This is a genomic window from Acrocarpospora macrocephala, from assembly GCF_009687865.1.
GTDB lineage: Bacteria > Actinomycetota > Actinomycetes > Streptosporangiales > Streptosporangiaceae > Acrocarpospora > Acrocarpospora macrocephala.
This window is the reverse complement of sequence record NZ_BLAE01000066.1, coordinates 37885-54708: the sequence shown is the minus strand read 5'-3', so window position 1 is coordinate 54708 and position 16824 is coordinate 37885. Positions and strand designations below refer to the sequence as shown.

12 protein-coding genes are annotated in these 16824 nt (G+C 69.1%); 3 read left to right on the top strand and 9 right to left on the bottom strand.

Annotated elements, in window-relative coordinates; translation table 11 throughout:
• Window positions 1–23: 23 nt before the first annotated feature.
• The 9 genes from Amac_RS42325 to Amac_RS42285 all read right to left on the bottom strand — a co-directional run bounded on the left by Amac_RS42325 (window position 24) and on the right by Amac_RS42285 (window position 11958).
• Window positions 24–854, bottom strand: a complete 831-nt coding sequence (locus tag Amac_RS42325; protein WP_155360071.1) for an SCO3242 family prenyltransferase — start codon at window positions 852–854, stop codon at window positions 24–26.
• A 1-nt stretch (window position 855) separates the two neighbouring features.
• Window positions 856–1983: an inositol-3-phosphate synthase gene (locus Amac_RS42320; RefSeq protein ID WP_307729828.1), complete on the bottom strand. Its 1128-nt coding sequence runs from the start codon at window positions 1981–1983 to the stop codon at window positions 856–858.
• 182 nt (window positions 1984–2165) lie between these two features.
• Window positions 2166–3407, bottom strand: a complete 1242-nt coding sequence (locus Amac_RS42315; RefSeq protein WP_246269056.1) for an ROK family transcriptional regulator — start codon at window positions 3405–3407, stop codon at window positions 2166–2168.
• A 151-nt stretch (window positions 3408–3558) separates the two neighbouring features.
• Window positions 3559–4572, bottom strand: coding sequence for an ABC transporter permease (locus tag Amac_RS42310; RefSeq protein WP_155344510.1), 1014 nt, complete (start codon window positions 4570–4572; stop codon window positions 3559–3561).
• Window positions 4569–6068, bottom strand: coding sequence for a sugar ABC transporter ATP-binding protein (locus Amac_RS42305; RefSeq protein ID WP_155360069.1), 1500 nt, complete (start codon window positions 6066–6068; stop codon window positions 4569–4571). The genes Amac_RS42310 and Amac_RS42305 overlap by 4 nt, the downstream gene beginning before the upstream one ends.
• Window positions 6068–7126: a sugar ABC transporter substrate-binding protein gene (locus Amac_RS42300; protein WP_155360068.1), complete on the bottom strand. Its 1059-nt coding sequence runs from the start codon at window positions 7124–7126 to the stop codon at window positions 6068–6070. The genes Amac_RS42305 and Amac_RS42300 overlap by 1 nt, the downstream gene beginning before the upstream one ends.
• A 13-nt stretch (window positions 7127–7139) precedes the next feature.
• Window positions 7140–8441 (bottom strand): L-fuconate dehydratase, encoded by a 1302-nt coding sequence (locus Amac_RS42295; protein WP_155360067.1) that lies wholly within the window; start codon window positions 8439–8441, stop codon window positions 7140–7142.
• Window positions 8438–8620, bottom strand: a complete 183-nt coding sequence (locus Amac_RS42290; protein WP_155360066.1) for a hypothetical protein — start codon at window positions 8618–8620, stop codon at window positions 8438–8440. Before Amac_RS42290 ends, Amac_RS42295 begins: the two co-directional genes overlap by 4 nt.
• Before the next feature lie 203 nt (window positions 8621–8823).
• The gene (locus tag Amac_RS42285) at window positions 8824–11958 is read right to left on the bottom strand and encodes a fascin domain-containing protein (RefSeq protein ID WP_218041625.1); all 3135 of its coding nucleotides are present in this window, start codon (window positions 11956–11958) and stop codon (window positions 8824–8826) included.
• Between the two features lie 541 nt (window positions 11959–12499).
• Here Amac_RS42285 and Amac_RS42280 point away from each other — a divergent pair.
• The 3 genes from Amac_RS42280 to Amac_RS42270 all read left to right on the top strand — a co-directional run bounded on the left by Amac_RS42280 (window position 12500) and on the right by Amac_RS42270 (window position 16807).
• Entirely contained in the window at window positions 12500–13351 is an 852-nt protein-coding gene (locus tag Amac_RS42280; protein ID WP_155360065.1) for an NAD-dependent epimerase/dehydratase family protein, read from the top strand.
• The gene (locus Amac_RS42275) at window positions 13348–14601 is read left to right on the top strand and encodes an enolase C-terminal domain-like protein (protein ID WP_170322940.1); all 1254 of its coding nucleotides are present in this window, start codon (window positions 13348–13350) and stop codon (window positions 14599–14601) included. Before Amac_RS42280 ends, Amac_RS42275 begins: the two co-directional genes overlap by 4 nt.
• A 382-nt stretch (window positions 14602–14983) precedes the next feature.
• Window positions 14984–16807 (top strand): substrate-binding domain-containing protein, encoded by a 1824-nt coding sequence (locus tag Amac_RS42270; protein WP_155360064.1) that lies wholly within the window; start codon window positions 14984–14986, stop codon window positions 16805–16807.
• Window positions 16808–16824 lie beyond the last annotated feature (17 nt).

The window sequence follows — 16824 nt, the reverse complement described above, 5'->3', positions numbered from 1 at the left end:
GAAGCTCGCCAGGGTCATGGCCCTCATGTCGGTGACACCTTCTTGGCCAGGTTCGCCGCCACCGGATGCGCCGCCGCCAGGGCGAGGGCGGGGGCGAGCCGCCCGCTCCCGGCGGTGAGCGCGGCCTGCAACGGCAGGAGCCCGATGATGCTGCGCCCGACAGCCGACCGAGTCAGCTTGGCGTCGCCGCTGCGGGCCGCCGCCACCTGCGGACGCCCGACCAGCGCCGCGTAACCGGCGAGCAGCCCGAACCCGGCGAGTTTCGCCAGCCGGTCGCCGCCCTTGGCGATGTGCCAGGCGGCGAGCCCGGCCGCCACGCCCGTCGCGGCCAGGGTGACGGCGGATCGGACCGTCGAGCCGCCGTTCACCTCACCCCGGCTCAGCGTGGTGACGCCCAGCGTGTGCGCGGCCACCGACGCCGCCGCCAGCGGGCTGGTCGAAGGCCCGCCGAGCAGCACGTCGAGCCCGCGCGCGGCGGCCATCGCGACCGGCCCGAGGACCGTGTCCTTCAGACCCATGTCGTACGCCCAGACCACCCCGGCCAGACTGGTCGCGACACCGAGACCCCGGCGGCCACCGGAGAGCCCGGCGAGCCCGACCCCCGCCGCGGTCAGACCCGCGGCGACGGCGAGCGCCTGCCCCGGCTGGATCCGCCCGGACGGAATCGGCCGCTCGGGCCGCTCCCGCGCGTCGAGATCCCGGTCGGCGTAGTCGTTGAGCGCCATCCCAGCCCAGTACAGGCACACCGACGACGCGGCCAGACCAGGCTGGATCGACCCGCCCGCGACCGTATCGCCCGGCACGGTCAGCGCGGCCGGAGCCCGGACGAGCTGGACTAACGAGGCGAGATCCATCTCACTCCCCCAGCCACTGGCGGAGCGCCTCGTACTGCGCGTGCAACCGGTGCTCGTCGCTGCCGACCGGATCCTTGAAGAAGAACCCGAACTCGGCCACCGGCCCGGCCACCCCGCGCTCGTGCGCCCGCGCCATCAGCCGCGCCAGGTCCAGCACCAGCGGCGCGGCCAGCGCCGAGTCGCACCCCTGCCAGGTGAACTGCATCGACATCCGCACCCCGAGGAACCCGTCGAAGGTGATGTGATCCCAGGCCGTCTTCCAGTCACCCAGATGCGGCACGTTGTCGATGTGGGTGCGCCCCTCCACCGGATGCCCGAGAATCTCGGCCAGCGCCCGGTCCTTGGAGATGAGCTTGCTCTCCCCCGCCGCCGGATCGGCCAGCGTCGCGCCGTCCCCGCCGCCCAGCAGGTTGGTGCCCGACCAGGACCGCACCGCCAGCCCCCGCACCGCGAACATCGGCGCGAGCGCGGTCTTGACCAGCGTCTCGCCGGTCTTGGCGTCACTCCCGGCGTACGGCAGCCCGCGCCGCCTGGCTAATTCATCCAGGGCGGGTAACCGGGCACCCGTGGAGGGAGTGAAGTCGACATACGGGCAACCGGCGCTGAGCGCCGCATAGGCGTACAGCGACGAGGGGGGCAGCACGGGGAAGTCGCCCTCCAGCGCCTGCTCCAGCGCCTCCAGGCTGAGATGCGCGGGATCGGGAGCCGCGGGCGGCTCGGTGGAGGAGACGTTGATGACGATCACCCGGGCCAGGCCCCGGCGTTCCCGGAACTCGGCCAGGTCGCCGATGAGCCGCCGGGCCACCGCGCCCTGGGGACCTCCCTCGGTGGCCCCGGGCCGGATCTCGCTGTCGGCCGCGTCCAGCGCGGGCCGGACCAGTTCGGCCAGCGGGGGCGGAATGACCCCGGACCGGGTCAGCTCCTCGGCCCGCTTGGTGAGCGGCGTGCTGGTGACGTCATGTCCACCGAACACGAGGTGCCCGAATCCCGGCAGTCCATGACCCCGGAACTCAGGCGATTCAGTAACACATCCAATCGGCGGGGCGAGCCCGGCCCTGAGAGCTGCCGCGCCCGCGACGACCGTCGTCGCCACCGAGCCTCGCGCCCCGATTAGCCAAATCCCGACCATCATGACGACTGGAGGGAAGAGGAGACGTGGTGAGACATGGAACTTCCTTTCCTGACATGAGTCGATCTGTCAGGCAAGGCGCGCGCCGACGCGCTTGTTGCCGGGTGCTGCGGTCGTGCGGATACCACAAGTCGCCGGACGGGGTGCCGCCGCCGGCAGGTACAGCAAAAGGGCAGTGCAAACTACACACTGCCCACGGACGAGCGCGCTACCGGCGCGAAGCCGATCGCGGCGGGATCGTCCATGATGTGATCGACAACCATGCTCGCGGCGCCGCGCGATGCGGCGCCAAAACCCAGGTTGGAGGCGAGGAACCGGCAGCGGGCCGCCGGGCCCGCCACCACGAGGCGTTCCAGCTCGGCTTGCGCGGGCGGGATGAGCCGCTCGGCCAGCCGGGCGAAATATCCGCCTATCACGATCACTCTCGGGTTGAAGAGGTTGACCAGGATCGAGCCGCCGAGCCCGAGCCATCTGCCTACCTCCGCGACGGCGGCCAGCGTGCGCGGTTCGCCCGCCGCCAGAGCTCTGGAGATCTCCTTCACGCGTACCTCGGGGTCGGGGGGCGCTGCCGCGCCCCGCTCGTACGCCCGATCCGGGGTGGCGGCCCGCACCAGCGCGGCGAGCCCCACCTTGGTCTCCCAGCAGCCGGTACGGCCACAGCCGCAGCGCCGCCCCGACGGGTTGACCGGCAGGTGGCCGACCTCCCCGGAGAAGCCGTCGGCGCCGCGGAGCAATCGCCCGCCCACCATGATTCCGCCGCCGACGCCGACCTCGCCGGTGAGGTAGACCATGTCGGGGGTCCCCGCCGCCACGCCCGAGGTGTACTCGGCCAGGGCGGACAGGTTGGCGTCGTTGTCCACGCCGACGGGGGCGCGGAAGCCGCCGAGTTCGGCGCGGAGCCGCTCGGCGAGTGGCAGGTCGTCCCAGCCGAGGTTGGGGGCCAGGGTGACCACGCCGGGGCCGATGTCGACCAGGCCCGGGACCGCGACCACGATCCCGCCGGGCGCGGCGCCGGCCCTGCGCATCTCGGCGATGGCCTTCCTGGCGACCCGGCCGAGTTCCACCAGGGAGCGGTCGGGGCCCTCGCCCATCGCGTCGAAGCCGATCCGCCGCTCCACCAGGACCCGGCCGCCCAGGTCGATGCCGTGCACGGCGATGTAGTCGACGTTGATCTCCATGCCGAGCGCGCCCACGTGCGAGCCGTCCAGCGCGACGGCCCGGCGCGGGCGGCCGATGGCCCCGGCCCTGGCCGTGCCGAGCTCGCGGACCAGGCCGCGTTCGATGAGCTCGGCCATCAGGCTGGAGACGGTGGCCCGGTGCAGGCCGGTCGCGTCCGCCACGTCGGAGCGGGAGCACGAGCCCTCGTCCCGCAGGTGGCGCAGCACCAGGGAGAGGTTGGCCCGGCGAAGGGAGGCGTGTCCCACCGGTTGCGCTCTGGGGAGCGCTGTCCGGATGGAGGGCTGGCGCGACACGTCACTCCCCTCTTTGTTTTTATTGGAGATTAATTAACCGCTTTATAACACGGGCATACTCCGCCCGACATCCCCATGAAATATCACAAATTCGCATCATGGGTTAGTCCTGGGCTCGTCCGCCGGCCAACCGGCTGATCATGAGGGCCACCAGGATGATCGCGCCGTACACGAGCTGCTTCCACTCGCCGGGCACGCCCTTGAGGGTGAGGATGTTCTCCACCAGGCCGATCACCAGGACGCCGGTGAGCGCGCCCAGGATGGTGCCCTTGCCGCCGTCCATGCTGACCCCGCCGATGACCGCCGCGGCGAAGACCATGAAGATCCAGCCGACGCCCTGGTTGGCGCTGATGCCGCCCAGGCGGCCGGTCTCCAGGACGCCGGCGAGCGCGGCCAGGGTGCCGCCGACGATGAAGACCACCCAGAGCACGCGCTCCACCCGGATGCCCGCCGCCCTGGCCGCGTCGGCGTTGCCGCCGATGGCGTACAGGGAGCGGCCGGCGCGGAAGTAGCCGAGCGCGGCGATTCCGGCGGCGAACAGGACACCGGTGATCCAGACGGCGGCGGGCAGGCCGAGCCAGTTGGCCCCGCCGAGATACGTGAACGACTCGGGCAGCGCGAACAGGCTCTTGCCGCCGGTCAGGCCGAGCTGCAGGCCGTGCACGACGATCAGCATGGCCAGCGTGACCACGAACGCCGACAGCTGGAAGCGCAGGATCAGGAAGCCGTTGAAGGCCCCGATCGCGGCGCCGATGAGCAGGCACAGCGGGATCGCCAGCGCGGCGGGGATCTCCAGGCCGAAGCCCCCGGCCGAGACCGGGATGACGAACATGACCGCCACCGCCGGGGCCATGCCGACCGTGGACTCCAGCGACAGGTCGAACTTGCCCGCGATCAGGATGAGCGCCTCGGCGAGCACCACCAGCGCCAGCGCGGACTGCTGCTGGAGCACGTTGGTGAGGTTGCCGGGGGTGAGGAAGACCGGGTCCACGAAGGATCCGGCGATGAGCAGCACCACGATCACCGGGACCAGCGTGAGGTCGCGGAACCTGCCCAGTCGCAGCCCGGCTCCCGGACGGGCGAGGGTCCGCCGGTCGGACATGGCTGAGTCCGTCATGAGGAGATACCTTCCATCGCCGCCACGAGCTCGCTGTCGGTCCAGCCGCGTGGCAATTCCTTCGTCACTCTGCCGTGGAACATGACCAGCACCCGATCGCAGATGCGCAGGTCGTCCAGCTCGTCGGAGACCAGCACCGCGCCCGCGCCACGGGCGGCGGCGTCCTCCACCGAGCCGAGCAGCGCCCGCTTGGCCTTGATGTCCACCCCGGCGGTCGGGTTGATGACCACCAGCGCGGACGGGTCGTCGGCCAGCGCGCGGGCCAGCACGACCTTCTGCGCGTTGCCGCCGGACAGGTCGCCGACCGGCTGGTCGGGCCCGGTGGTCTTGATGTCCAGCTGCTCGATCATGCCTTCCGCCCGGGTACGGCGGCGCGCCGAGGAGATCGTGCCGAACCGCCCCAGCTTGTGGGCGATCGGCATGGTGGCGTTCTCGCCGATCGACAGCAGCGGGACGAAGCCCTGGTGGTGCCGGTCCTGCGGGACGAACCCGAGCCCGGCCTTCAGGGCTGACGGCACGTCACCGAGGCGCGGCGTGGCGCCGTTGACGGTGATCGTGCCGGTGTCGGGGCGGCGCAGGCCGACCAGGCTCTCGGCCAGGCCCACCTTGCCGCTGCTGCCGGAACCGGCGAGACCGACGATCTCCCCGCCCCGGACCTGGAGGTCCACGTCCTGGAAACGGCCGGCCAGGCCGAGGCCGGAGACCGCGAGCACGATGGGGGCCTTAGCCTTCACCTTGCGGTTGCGGGCCTGGTAGGCGACGGCGGCCTCGCCGGTCATCGCGGCCACCAGGGCGTCGTGCGGCAGGTCGGGCACGGGGCTGGTGATCACGTGTCTGGCGTCCCGGAAGACGGTGACCGTCTGGCAGACCTCGTAGACCTCCTCCAGGTGGTGCGAGATGAACATCATCGTGACGCCCTGCTCGCGCAGCGCCCGCATGCGGTCGAACAGGCGGCTGATGGCCGGGCCGTCCAGCTGGGCGGTGGGTTCGTCGAGGATGATGAATCGCGCGCCGAAGGAGAGCGCCCGGGCGATCTCGACCAGCTGGCGCTGCTCGATGCTCAGGTCGCCCGCCTGGCTGCCGGCGTCGATGGCCACGCCGTACTGGTCGAGGACGTTCTGGGCGCGGGCCCGCAGGGCGCGCCAGTTGATCAGGCGGCCCCCCTCGGTCTGGCGGTTGATGAACAGGTTCTCCGCGACCGTGAGCGCCGGAATGATGGTCGAGCGCTGGTAGACGCAGGCGACCCTGCTCCGCCAGGCGTCGCGGTCGGCGAGCGCGGGCGCGGGCTCGCCCGCGAAGAGCACCTCGCCCTGGTCGGGGCGCTGCAGGCCGGTGAGGATGGAGACGAGCGTGGACTTGCCCGCCCCGTTCCGGCCGACCAGGGCGTGGGTCTGGCCGGCGCCGATGGTGATGCCGGCGTTGTCGAGGGCGACGGTGGGGCCGAAGCGCTTGGTGATATTGCGCGCCTCGACCACCGCCAATTCAGTAGATGTCATTACTTGACCTGGTTACCCCAGAGGTTGGGGTCGTCAACGTTGTCCTTGGTGACGAGGGGGGCCGGCAGCTGGTCCTCCATGCCGTTGGGCAGCTGGATGATCGTGCTGTCGTGGTCGGTCGGACCGGGCTGGAAGGTCTTGCCCTCGATCGCGGCCTTGGCGTAGAAGAGCGCGTACTTGGCGTAGAGGTCGGCGGGCTGGGACACGGTGGCGTCGATCTCACCGGCCCGGATCGCGGCGAACTCCTGCGGGATGCCGTCGTTGGAGACCACGAAGATGTGCTTGGGGTCGGTCGGCGGCACGAGCAGGTTCTTGGCCTTCAGCACCTGCAGGGTGGGGGCCAGGTGCACACCGCCGGCGTGCATGTAGACGCCCTTGATGTCGGGGTGCTGCTCCAGGCGGGTCTGCAGCATGGAGGCGGCCTTGGTGCCCTCCCACTCGGTGGGCTCCTCGAAGACGGTGATGCCGGGGAACTTGGTCTTCATGCAGTCCCGGAACGCCTCGGCCCGGTCGCGGCCGTTGATCGAGGAGAGCGCGCCCATCAGCTGCACGACCTTGCCGGTGCCGCCGAGCTTCTCGCCGAGGAACTCGCAGGCCTTCGTGCCGTACGCCTTGTTGTCGGCGCGCACGACCATGTAGACGTTGCCCTTGTCGGGGCGGGTGTCCACGGTGACCACCGGGATCTTCTTCTCGGCCAGCTGGTCCAGGGTGGCGGCGATGGCGCCGGTGTCCTGGGGGGCCATGATCATGGCCTTGGCGCCCTGGCTGACCAGCGCCTGGGTGTTGGCCACCAGCTTCGCGATGTCGTTCTGCGAGTTGGTCGGGGGCATCAGGTCGACGCCCTGCTCGGTGGCCAGCTCCGGGACGTACTTGTTATAGGAGTTCCAGAAGTCGGAGTCGGCGCGCGGGAAGTCCACGCCCACCTTGCCCCCGGCGGCCGCGGCGGGCGCGGACGCGGCGCCGCTTCCGGCCGTCGTGGGAGCGGGGTCCGCGGACCCGCAAGCGGCGAGCGCCAGCGCGAGCAGGGTGACGCTCGCCGCGACAGATAGGTTTTTCATGCCGATTTGCCTTTCAGGAAATGGGGGGTGATTCATTGGCGGTGTTCCAGACCGGACCCCAGGGGTACGCGAACTCGGCGAGCGATTCCGCCCGCAGGGCCGAACTGAAACCCGGCGCGAGGGGAGCGACATAGCTGCCGTTCTCGATCACGACCGGGTCCACGAAGTGCTCGTGGAGGTGGTCGATGTACTCGATGACGCGGCCGTCCATGGATCCGCTCACCGCGATGAAGTCGAACATGGCCAGGTGCTGGACCAGCTCGCACAGGCCCACGCCGCCCGCGTGCGGGCAGACGGGCACGCCGAACTTGGCGGCCAGCAGGAGGATGGCGATGTTCTCGTTGACGCCGCCCACCCGCGCGGCGTCCAGCTGCAGGAACGAGATCGCGCCCGCCTGCAGAAGCTGTTTGAAGACGATCCGGTTCTGCACGTGCTCGCCGGTGGCGACCGGGATCGGGGCGATCTCGCGGGCGATGGCGGCGTGGCCGAGCATGTCGTCGGGGCTGGTCGGCTCCTCCACCCACCAGGGCTCGAACTCGGCCAGCGCGCCGATCCAGGCGATCGCGGTCTCCACGTCCCAGCGCTGGTTGGCGTCGACGGCGATCGGGAAGCCGGTGCCGCAGACCTCGCGGGCGATGCGCATCCGGCGCTTGTCGTCGTCCAGGTCGGCGCCGACCTTCAGCTTGATCTGGGTGAAGCCCTCGTCGAGCGCCTCCTTGCAGAGGCGGCGGAGCTTGTCGTCGTCGTAGCCGAGCCAGCCGGGCGAGGTGGTGTAGGCGGGGAAGCCGTCGGCGCGCAGCTGCTCGATCCTGGCCCGCTTGCCGGGTTCCGCGGCGCGCAGGATGTCCAGGGCGTCCTGCTGGGTGAGGGCGTCGGTGATGTAGCGGAAGTCGAGGAGGTCGACGATCTCCTCGGGGCTCAGCTCGGCCAGCAGCAGCCAGAGCGGCTTGCCCGCCAGCTTGGCGCGCAGGTCCCACAGGGCGTTCATCACGGCCGAGATGGCCATGTGCATGACGCCCTTCTCCGGGCCCAGCCAGCGCAGCTGCGAGTCGCCGACGATGTCGCGGTAGACCGCGCCCAGGTCGGAGCAGTCCCGGCCCACCACGTACGGCTCCAGCGCCTTGATCGCGGTGGTCTGGATGTCGTTGCCGCGGCCGATGGTGAAGGCGAAGCCGTGGCCCTTGGCGCCCTCGTCGGTGCGGAGCACCACGTAGGCGGCGGAGTAGTCGGGGTCGGGGTTCATGGCGTCGGAGCCGTCGAGCTCGAGTGAGGTGGGAAACCGGATGTCGTGGGTTTCCAGCGCGACGACCCTCATACCACTCCGACCCGATACATCGGATTAATCCCGCCGTCGGAAATCTGGTCACATTTCCAGACATGATCCGGCAAAGATACGGTTACCACGCGGAGAGCGCTGCACTTGCCGCCGTCCACCAGCATTTCGGCACCTGCCGTCTGACCGGTGAGCGCCGGTCTGGCCCGCAACAGATCCACAGAGACTCTCCATACATCCGATGTTTCGTCTCTAAATCATGCCGTTTACTGCTGAGTTACGTCAAGAGTTCCGTCGACAATACATCGGATGACTATGCGGGTGAAGACCGTGCAACGCCGCCGACCGGCGGTGGAAAACCACCGCCGGTCGGACATTAGACGATTTGAAGGGGTGTGCGGGTCTCAGCTCGGTATCAGGTGCCTCAGCTGGGGACCAGGTCGAACTGCTCCCATGGTCCGATGGCTGCCCGGTTGGCGATCAGCGACTGGGCGCCGCCGCCTTCCGCGCAGACGTACATGTTGTTCACCGTGGCCCGCAGGCTGACCGAGCCGTTGGGGTTGTTCACCAGGGCGAACGTCTCCCAGGCGCCGGCCGACGGGCGGTTGGCGATGAGCGGCGCCGCGCCCGCGTTCTCGGCGGCCACGAACTGGTTGTTGACCTGGGCCTTGAGCGCGATGTTGCCGCCGCCCAGGTCGACCCGCTCGAACTTCTGGCCGGTGCCCACGGTGGTGGAGTTGGCGATCAGCGCGACGCCGTTGGCGGCGGTGACGTACTGGTTGTTCGCCCGGGACCGCAGGGCGACGATGTTCCCGGTGGGCGGGGTGCCGCCGGTGGTGACCCGGAGGGCGTCGATCATGCCGACCGAGGTCGTCTTGTTGACCACCCGGAGCGTGTGCTGGCCGCTGGCCAGGCCGGTCTTGGCGTAGACGACCTGCTGGGCCTGGCGGGCGCCGCCCTGGTTCAGATTGACGTTCTGCTGGAACACGTTGTCGAGATAGACATCCATGTTGCCCATGTCGCTGAACCGCTCGGACAGGATCTCGATCCCGGTCCCGGTGAAGGTGTAGGTCGCGGCGGCGTTCACCGTGTTGCTGTGGTGGGTGTCGTCGTTGTAGTCGCCGTAACCCCGCGCGGTGGTGTGGTGCCAGTTGGCGTCGTAGGTGAGGTCGGTGTCGTTGATCAGGCCGCCGCCCGAGCCGCTGCCCAGGCCCAGCGTGGAGGCGGTGCCGGACAGGGCCTTCTGGCCCTGGTTGGCGGTGCCGGTCAGCTGGGTGGCGCTGTAGGCCGACAGCAGCTTGCCGGTGCGCTCCACCACGTAGACCGTGTTGGCGGCGGTGGCGAAGCTGATCTCGGCGGCCGAGCTGGTGGTGATGATCGCGTTGTCGGAGGTGCGGCGGACCCGGACCTGCTGGGTGCCCCACGGGTTGACCACGGTGGCCTGCTTGCCGTACAGCGACTTGAGGCCGACGTACTTGATCTCGCCGCCCTCGCGCTCGGAGCTGACCAGGTGGCCGTCCTTGGCGAGCAGGGTGAACTTGCCGACGAAGGTGGAGTCGCCCGGGACCGCCGGGAAGACCCTGATCTTGTCGTTGTACGACTGCAGCAGCGACTCGTTCATCGCGACCAGGTGGATGCCGAGGTACTCGAAGACGCCGTTGGTGTTGTTGGTCATGCCGTTCGGGTAGTTCTGGTACCGCTGCAGCATGGTCTTCATGCCGTTGTACGTCTGGTCGCCGAGGCCGAGGCGGGCGGCCTGGGCGTGGTCGTTGGACCAGACGTTGCCGTACGGGTGCGGCCGGACGTTCCAGGTCTGCACGGCGGTTCCGTAGTCGGGGTAGCCGATGCCGGTCAGGTCGTACGGCCAGATGATCTCGGCGGCCACGTTCTCGTTGTTGCGGGTCTGCGAGATCGGCGGCTGGTGCGGCTGGTAGGCGTTGTTGACGACGCTGTAGGCGACCAGGTTGTTCAGGATGTTCTGCCAGTCGGCCCGCAGGCCGGCGTCCACGCCCAGCTGCTGGCTCACCGCGATGGTCAGCGGGAACAGCAGCCGCACCGAGGTGAGGTCGGTGATGGCGTTGCGCACGTTCCAGTAGGTCTCGTGCGAGTTGGAGTTGGCCATGTAGTACTTGCCGGTCGCGCTGTCGAAGGACAGCAGCGCCTTGTAGAGCTTCACCGACTCCCGCATGAACGGGTACGCCACGGTCTGCAGGTAGTTGAGGTCGTTGGTGTACCGATACTGCAGGTACATGCTGTAGGCGGCCTCGGTGCCCGTGGACAGGATGTTCTTGGTGTAGTCGCTGTTGATCGTCCCGCGCGCGTTGCCGTCCCAGCCCATCGTCTCGGGCACCCAGAGGGCGTCGGCGTTGTACCGGGTCTGCGTGTACGCCTTCAGCGCGTTGTAGTTACGGCTCTGCAACCGGTTGAACGTGTTGTACATGTCCGCGTGGTTGGACGCCAGGAAGGAGTAGTAGACGTCGCGCTGGTTCCAGTACCAGTACGCGTTACTCCACTTGGTCTGATCCTGCGTCGCCCGGAAGTTGCCGTTGATGAAGTGCGCCGGGTAGTTACCGAAACCCGCGGACGCGATCATGTACGTGCTCAGGTAGTACACGTTCTCCATGTAGTCCGCGTCCTTGGAGCCGTTCGAGTACTGCACGAACGACTTCTCCCAGAACGCGTGCCACCAGTTCTTGTAGTTGGTGAACGTGGTGCTGTAGCCGGTGTTCTTCACGGCGGTCAGCTGGTTGCGCGCCTGGGTCACCGAGTTGAGGCCGGGCGAGTTGATCCGGCTGGCCGCGGTGAACCAGATGGTGTAGCTGGCGGTCGGGGTGATGGTGAAGCGGACCGTGCGGTTGTTGACGGCCTGGGTGGTGAAGTTCGCGCCCTCGACGCTGGCGGCCAGGGTGTAGCCGAAGTTGTTCGCGTCGGTCTGGCCGCGGCTGATGCCGGCGGCGGTGGCGTCCGCGAAGGAGGTGATGTTCCGCCAGGTGTTGAGGTCGGGCACGTCGGCCATGTTCTGGACCGTGTTCGGGTCCCACATGCTGAGCTCGAACGTGATGTTGGACAGGCCGCTACGGCTGTCGTCCACGTGGATGCCCATCACCTCGGAGCCGGGCGAGCCCATGATGGTGACGGTGCGGTTGTTGTCGTACTTGGTGGTGTGCGTGCCGTCGTACAGGGAGAGGCGCTCCTGGTACGTGCTGTAGCCGCTGTCCATCGCGGGGGTGGTCCGCAGGTTGAGCAGGCCCGCGCCGAAGGCGGACTGCTGGGACAGGTCCACGCCGCCGACCTGCATGGTGAGGCCGTTCTGGTGCCAGACCATCGCGCCGGTCTTGCCGTTGCCCACCGTGAGCCCGTGCAGCGGGTTGGTGTTCGGCCGGTTGTACACGATGTCGTGCTTGGACATGTAGGCCGCGCGGTTGACGTTCAGTGTCCCGCCGGCCTGGTCGAAGGCATGGTCGGTGGTGGAGGCCACGGCCGGCGCCGGCACGCCGGTCAGCCCCAGTCCGGCCGCCAGGAGCGACACCAGCAGGATTCGTTGAAGCCTCATTGACATGATCTCGCTTCCTCGCGACCAGCGAAAGGTTGCGGGGTCGTGCACGGATTGGCGCCGCAATGCGTGACTCTGGGCAGACAGGTGGGGGGTGCGGAGCCTGGCAGAGGGGCCACGAGACGCACGCCCGGCAATCGGCGACCGGGGTACGGCCCGAAGGCCCCTCTGCGCAGCACAGACCCGATGTGCACCACTGGTGGTCAGTGGCCTAGGCCATCGCACCAACACCAGTTCGGGACTGTCAGGCGCAGTTAACATTGGATGTCTTTAGGGCGTCAATAGCCTGCTGGCTGACTACTTATCCAACAAAAGCGATCAGAAATGCCCAGCACCAGGGGCGAGCTGCGGGGATTTTTGTCGAACCACGACCGAAACCCCTATCAACAATCTGTGCATTCATCGGATGTATCAAGATCGTTATTTTTCCGGGCCCTGCTGCCATCGAGTGCAAGATCATTGAGGGCTGAGCATTGACAACAGGCGTTAGGGCGGGTCACGCTACGGTGGCAAAACGTTTTGCACCTCGGAAAGCGGAGGGTGTTGCATGGCGGAGGTCCCTCGCCGGGTCCTGGTCACGGGGGCAGCGGGCCGGTTGGGGCGGGCCACGCTCCGCCTGCTCGCGGCCATGGGCGTCGCGGCTACCGCGCTCGACCAGCGAGATCCCGGCGATGTAGCGGATCGGGTCGTGGTGGGCGGCGCGGGCGATCCGGAGGTGGTGCGGGAGGCGCTCAAGGGCGTGGACGCGGTGGCGCATCTGGCCGCGATTCCGGCGCCCACGCTGGATACGCCGGAAGCGGTCTTCTGCGGGAATACACGGGCGACCTTCGTGGTGCTGGAGGAGGCGGGGCAGGCCGGGGTGTCGCGGGCGGTGGTGGCCAGCAGCCTGTCCGTGCTCGGGTTGCCGTGGGCGGCTCGGCGGTTGCATCCGGCGTACGTGCCGGTGGACGAGGCGCTGCCGGTGCAGATCGAGGATCCGTACGGGCTGTCGAAGCAGGTGGACGAGGCCACGGCGGCGATGATGGCGCGCCGGCACGGGATGACCGTGGTCGCGTTGCGATTTCCGCTGCTGGGCGGGCCTGGCGACAAGTTCGAGGACACCGCGGCGCGGTATGCGGTCTCGCCTGAGTCGGGGGCCAAGGAGCTGTGGACGTACCTGGACAGCAGGGACGCGGCGATGGCCGGGTGGCAGGCGCTCACGCGGCCGATCAGCGGGTATCACGCGGTCTTCGTGACCGCGCCGACGACGCTGGCGCCGCAGCCGACCGAGGAGCTGCTCGGCCGCTACCATCCCGATGTGGAACGCCGATCGCCCCTGCCCGGCCATACCGCGCCCGTGGATCTCGCCGTGGCCGCCGACCTGCTCGGCTTCACCGCCCAGCACCTGTTCGCGCCATGATGGAGGAGACCCAGGCCCCCTGGGCGGCCCGCGACGCCCTGCGCATCACCAGAGTCCGCGCCATCGTCACCGCCCCCGAGGGCGTGCCGCTGGTGGTGGTCAAGGTCGACACCACCGAACCCGGTCTGTACGGCCTGGGGTGCGCCACTTTCACCCAGCGTTTCCACGCCGTGGCCGCCGCGGTCGACCAGCATGTGGCCCCGATGCTGACGGGTCGTCATCCGGCGGACATCGAGGACATCACGCGGATGGTGCACTATTCCTCGTACTGGCGTGGCGGTCCGGTTCTGAACAGCGCTCTCTCCGGTGTGGACCAAGCGCTGTGGGACATCGCGGGCAAACGCGCCGGAATGCCGGTCTACGAGCTGCTCGGCGGCCGGGTTCGCGCCGCCGCCGACACCTACCTGCACGCGGGCGCCGCCACTCTCGAGGAGACCATCGAGCACGCCCGCACCCTGCTGGCCTCCGGCTACCGCCATGTCCGCCTCCAGACCGGCGCACCCGGCCTCGGCCACTACGGCGCGCCAGGATCCCCGGGCGGCTACCCGAATTCGCCCTACCCCGACGGCTGGGACGTCCAGCGCTACCTGCGCGAAACCCCGCTGCTGTTCGAGCGTGCCCGCCAAGAGCTGGGCGAGGAACCGGGCCTGATGCACGATGTGCATTCCCGTCTCACACCCAAGCAAGCGGTTGGCTTGGCCCGCGCACTGGAGCCCTACCGGCTGTTCTTCCTGGAAGACCCGATCGCACCCGAACTCTACGACCGGCTCCCCGAGGTCCGCGCCGCCGCACCAATGCCGATCGCCGCCGGCGAGCAGCTCAGCTCAGTGTCCGACGCGGCTCGCCTGATCACCGGCGGCGGCATCGACCTGCTACGCCTGCACGTCTCCGCGATCGGCGGCCTCACCCCCGCCCGCAAACTCACCGCCCTCTGCGAACTAACCGGCGTCGGCACCGCCTGGCACTCCCCCGCCGACGTCTCCCCCATCGGCGCCGCCGCCAACGTGGCCCTCGACGTCACCTCCCCCGCCTTCCAAATCCAGGAAGGCCACATCTACGCCGACACCGTCCACGAGGTCTTCCCCGGCACAATCCACCCAACAAACGGCTACCTCTACCCAAACAACACCCCCGGCTGGGGAATCGACCTAGACGAGGCCAGAGCGGCAGAACACCCCCCAGTGGCCCACCAACACGAACGCTGGTCCTCCCGAGTCCGCCGCCCAGACGGCGGAATCGAAGCACCCTGAAGCCCGAGAAGCGCTCTGAAGCTTGGGCCCGCAGAGAAATAACTTGCGTGCTCACCAAGGGTTCGCCGAGGTCAGCGGCTTGAGGATCTATGAGTTATTGCTCTGCTGGCCCTTGAACCCACTCAGAATGCCGCCGTCGCTCCATGGCGCCGGTACGGCGGGAACCTTCGCCGTCGCTCCTCGGCGCCGGTACGGCAAGAACCTTCGCCGTCGCTCCATGGCGCCGGTACGGCAAGAACCTTCGCCGTCGCTCCTTGGCGCCGGTACGGCGAGAACCATCGTCGGCGTGATCGGCGCCGGGTAACGGCGAGCAAGCTGGCGACCTTCTCAGATCCCTTAACTTATAGCCGGTGTAAGGAGTGTCTCGATATAAGATCGGTCCATGTCCGAGCAGGTCCCCGATCGCCGTGAACGGCGGAAGGCGCTGACCCGGCGCTCGATCGCCGATACGGCGCAACGCCTGTTCGCGGAGCGCGGTTTCGAGGCTGTCACCGTGGCCGAGATCGCGGTGGCCGCCGATGTGGCCGCGAAGACCATCTTCAACTACTTCCCCACCAAAGAGCAGCTCTTCTTCGACGCCGAGCCAAAGTTGCTGCCGCCCGATCTGCCGGACGCCTCCTGGACCAGCCCGGAGACCCTCCGCCAGGGCCTGGCCGAATGGGCATGCGCGACCGCACCGCTGGCCACCCCGGCTGCACCACCGACCAACCCGACCAGACCGCTCGCCAACCCGGCTGCACCACCGACCAACCCGACCAGACCCCTCGCCAACCCGGCGGGACCGCTGGCCAACCCGGCGGGGTCGCTAGCCAACCCGGCCGTGGCGCTGGCTGAACGCGCGGTTGTCTACCGGGACAGCCCGCTGTTGCGCGCGCACGCGCGGGAGGCGTTCGCGGCGCGCGAGGCCGCGCTATCTCGCGCCATCGAGGCCGGTCATCTGGCGATTTCGCCGGGCGTGATGGCCGCGCTGCTGCTGGCCGCCGTGCGGGAGGCGTGGGAGTCCGCGCTGCTCATGCTGGCCGACAAGGGGAATCCGGGGGACGCGGCGGCGCACGGCAGGCGCATCCTGATGAACGCGCTCGACCTGCTGTCCCGCAACCGCGCGCCGGTCAGGACCCCTCGCCCATCCAGCGCTCCCCTGGACCCGCAGGAGACCCTCAACCTGCTCAACCCGCCCAAACCCGCACAACGCGGCGACCGGGGCGGGGAACGGGTCAGCATCGTCCGGGTCGCCCGGGTCGCCGGGGTGAGCGCGACCACCGTCTCGCACACCCTGAACGGCCGCCGCCCGGTCGCCGCCGAGACCCGCGACCGCGTGCTGGAAGCCATCCGCCAGCTCGGTTACCGCCCGAATGCGCTGGCCAGAGGCCTGCGCACCAACCGCAGCCAGACCATCGGCCTGGTCATCCCGGACATCACCAACCCGTTCTACCCAGCCCTGGCCCGCGGCCTGCAGGACGTGCTCCGACCGGCCGGATACGACGAGATCATCAGCAACACCGACGGCGACCGGACCCGCGAACGCGCCGCCATCGAGCAGATGATCGCCCGCCAGGTGGACGGCCTGGCCTTCGCCGTCTTCCACACCCACGCCGAAGACCTGAACCCGGCCATCGAAGCGGGCATCCCGGTGGTACGGCTGGGCGGCACCCTGGTCCAGGACGGCGTCGACCTGGTCCACAGCGACGACGAGGGCGGCGCTGCCGAGGCCACCCGCTACCTGCTAACCCGCGGCTACCGCCGAATCGGTTTCATCTGCGGACCGAGCGCTGAGGGCCCGGCAGCCGAACGAGTGTCCGGTTACCGGTCCGCGCTACTCGCCGCCGGAGTAGCGACAGACCCGGAGCTCGTGGCGTACACGCACTTCAGCAGGCACGGCGGCGCGGCGGGCGTATCCCGGCTGCTGGACCTGTCCGAACCCCCCGACGCCGTGTTGTGCGCCAACGACCTGATGGCGATAGGCGCCCTCGACGCAGCAGGAGGACGCGGCCTCCACGTGCCAGGAGACCTGGCCGTGATGGGCTTCGACGACATCGACGCGGCCAGCCTGGTCCGTCCCCGCCTGACCACGATGGCGAACCCAGCCAGAGAGATCGGACGCGCATGCGGGATGCGCCTGCTGGAACGCCTCTCCGGCGAGCCGGCCGCACTGATCCCGACGGAGATCGTCATCCCGGCCCGCCTAGTCGAACGCGAGTCCGCGTAACCCTTGACACGTGAATG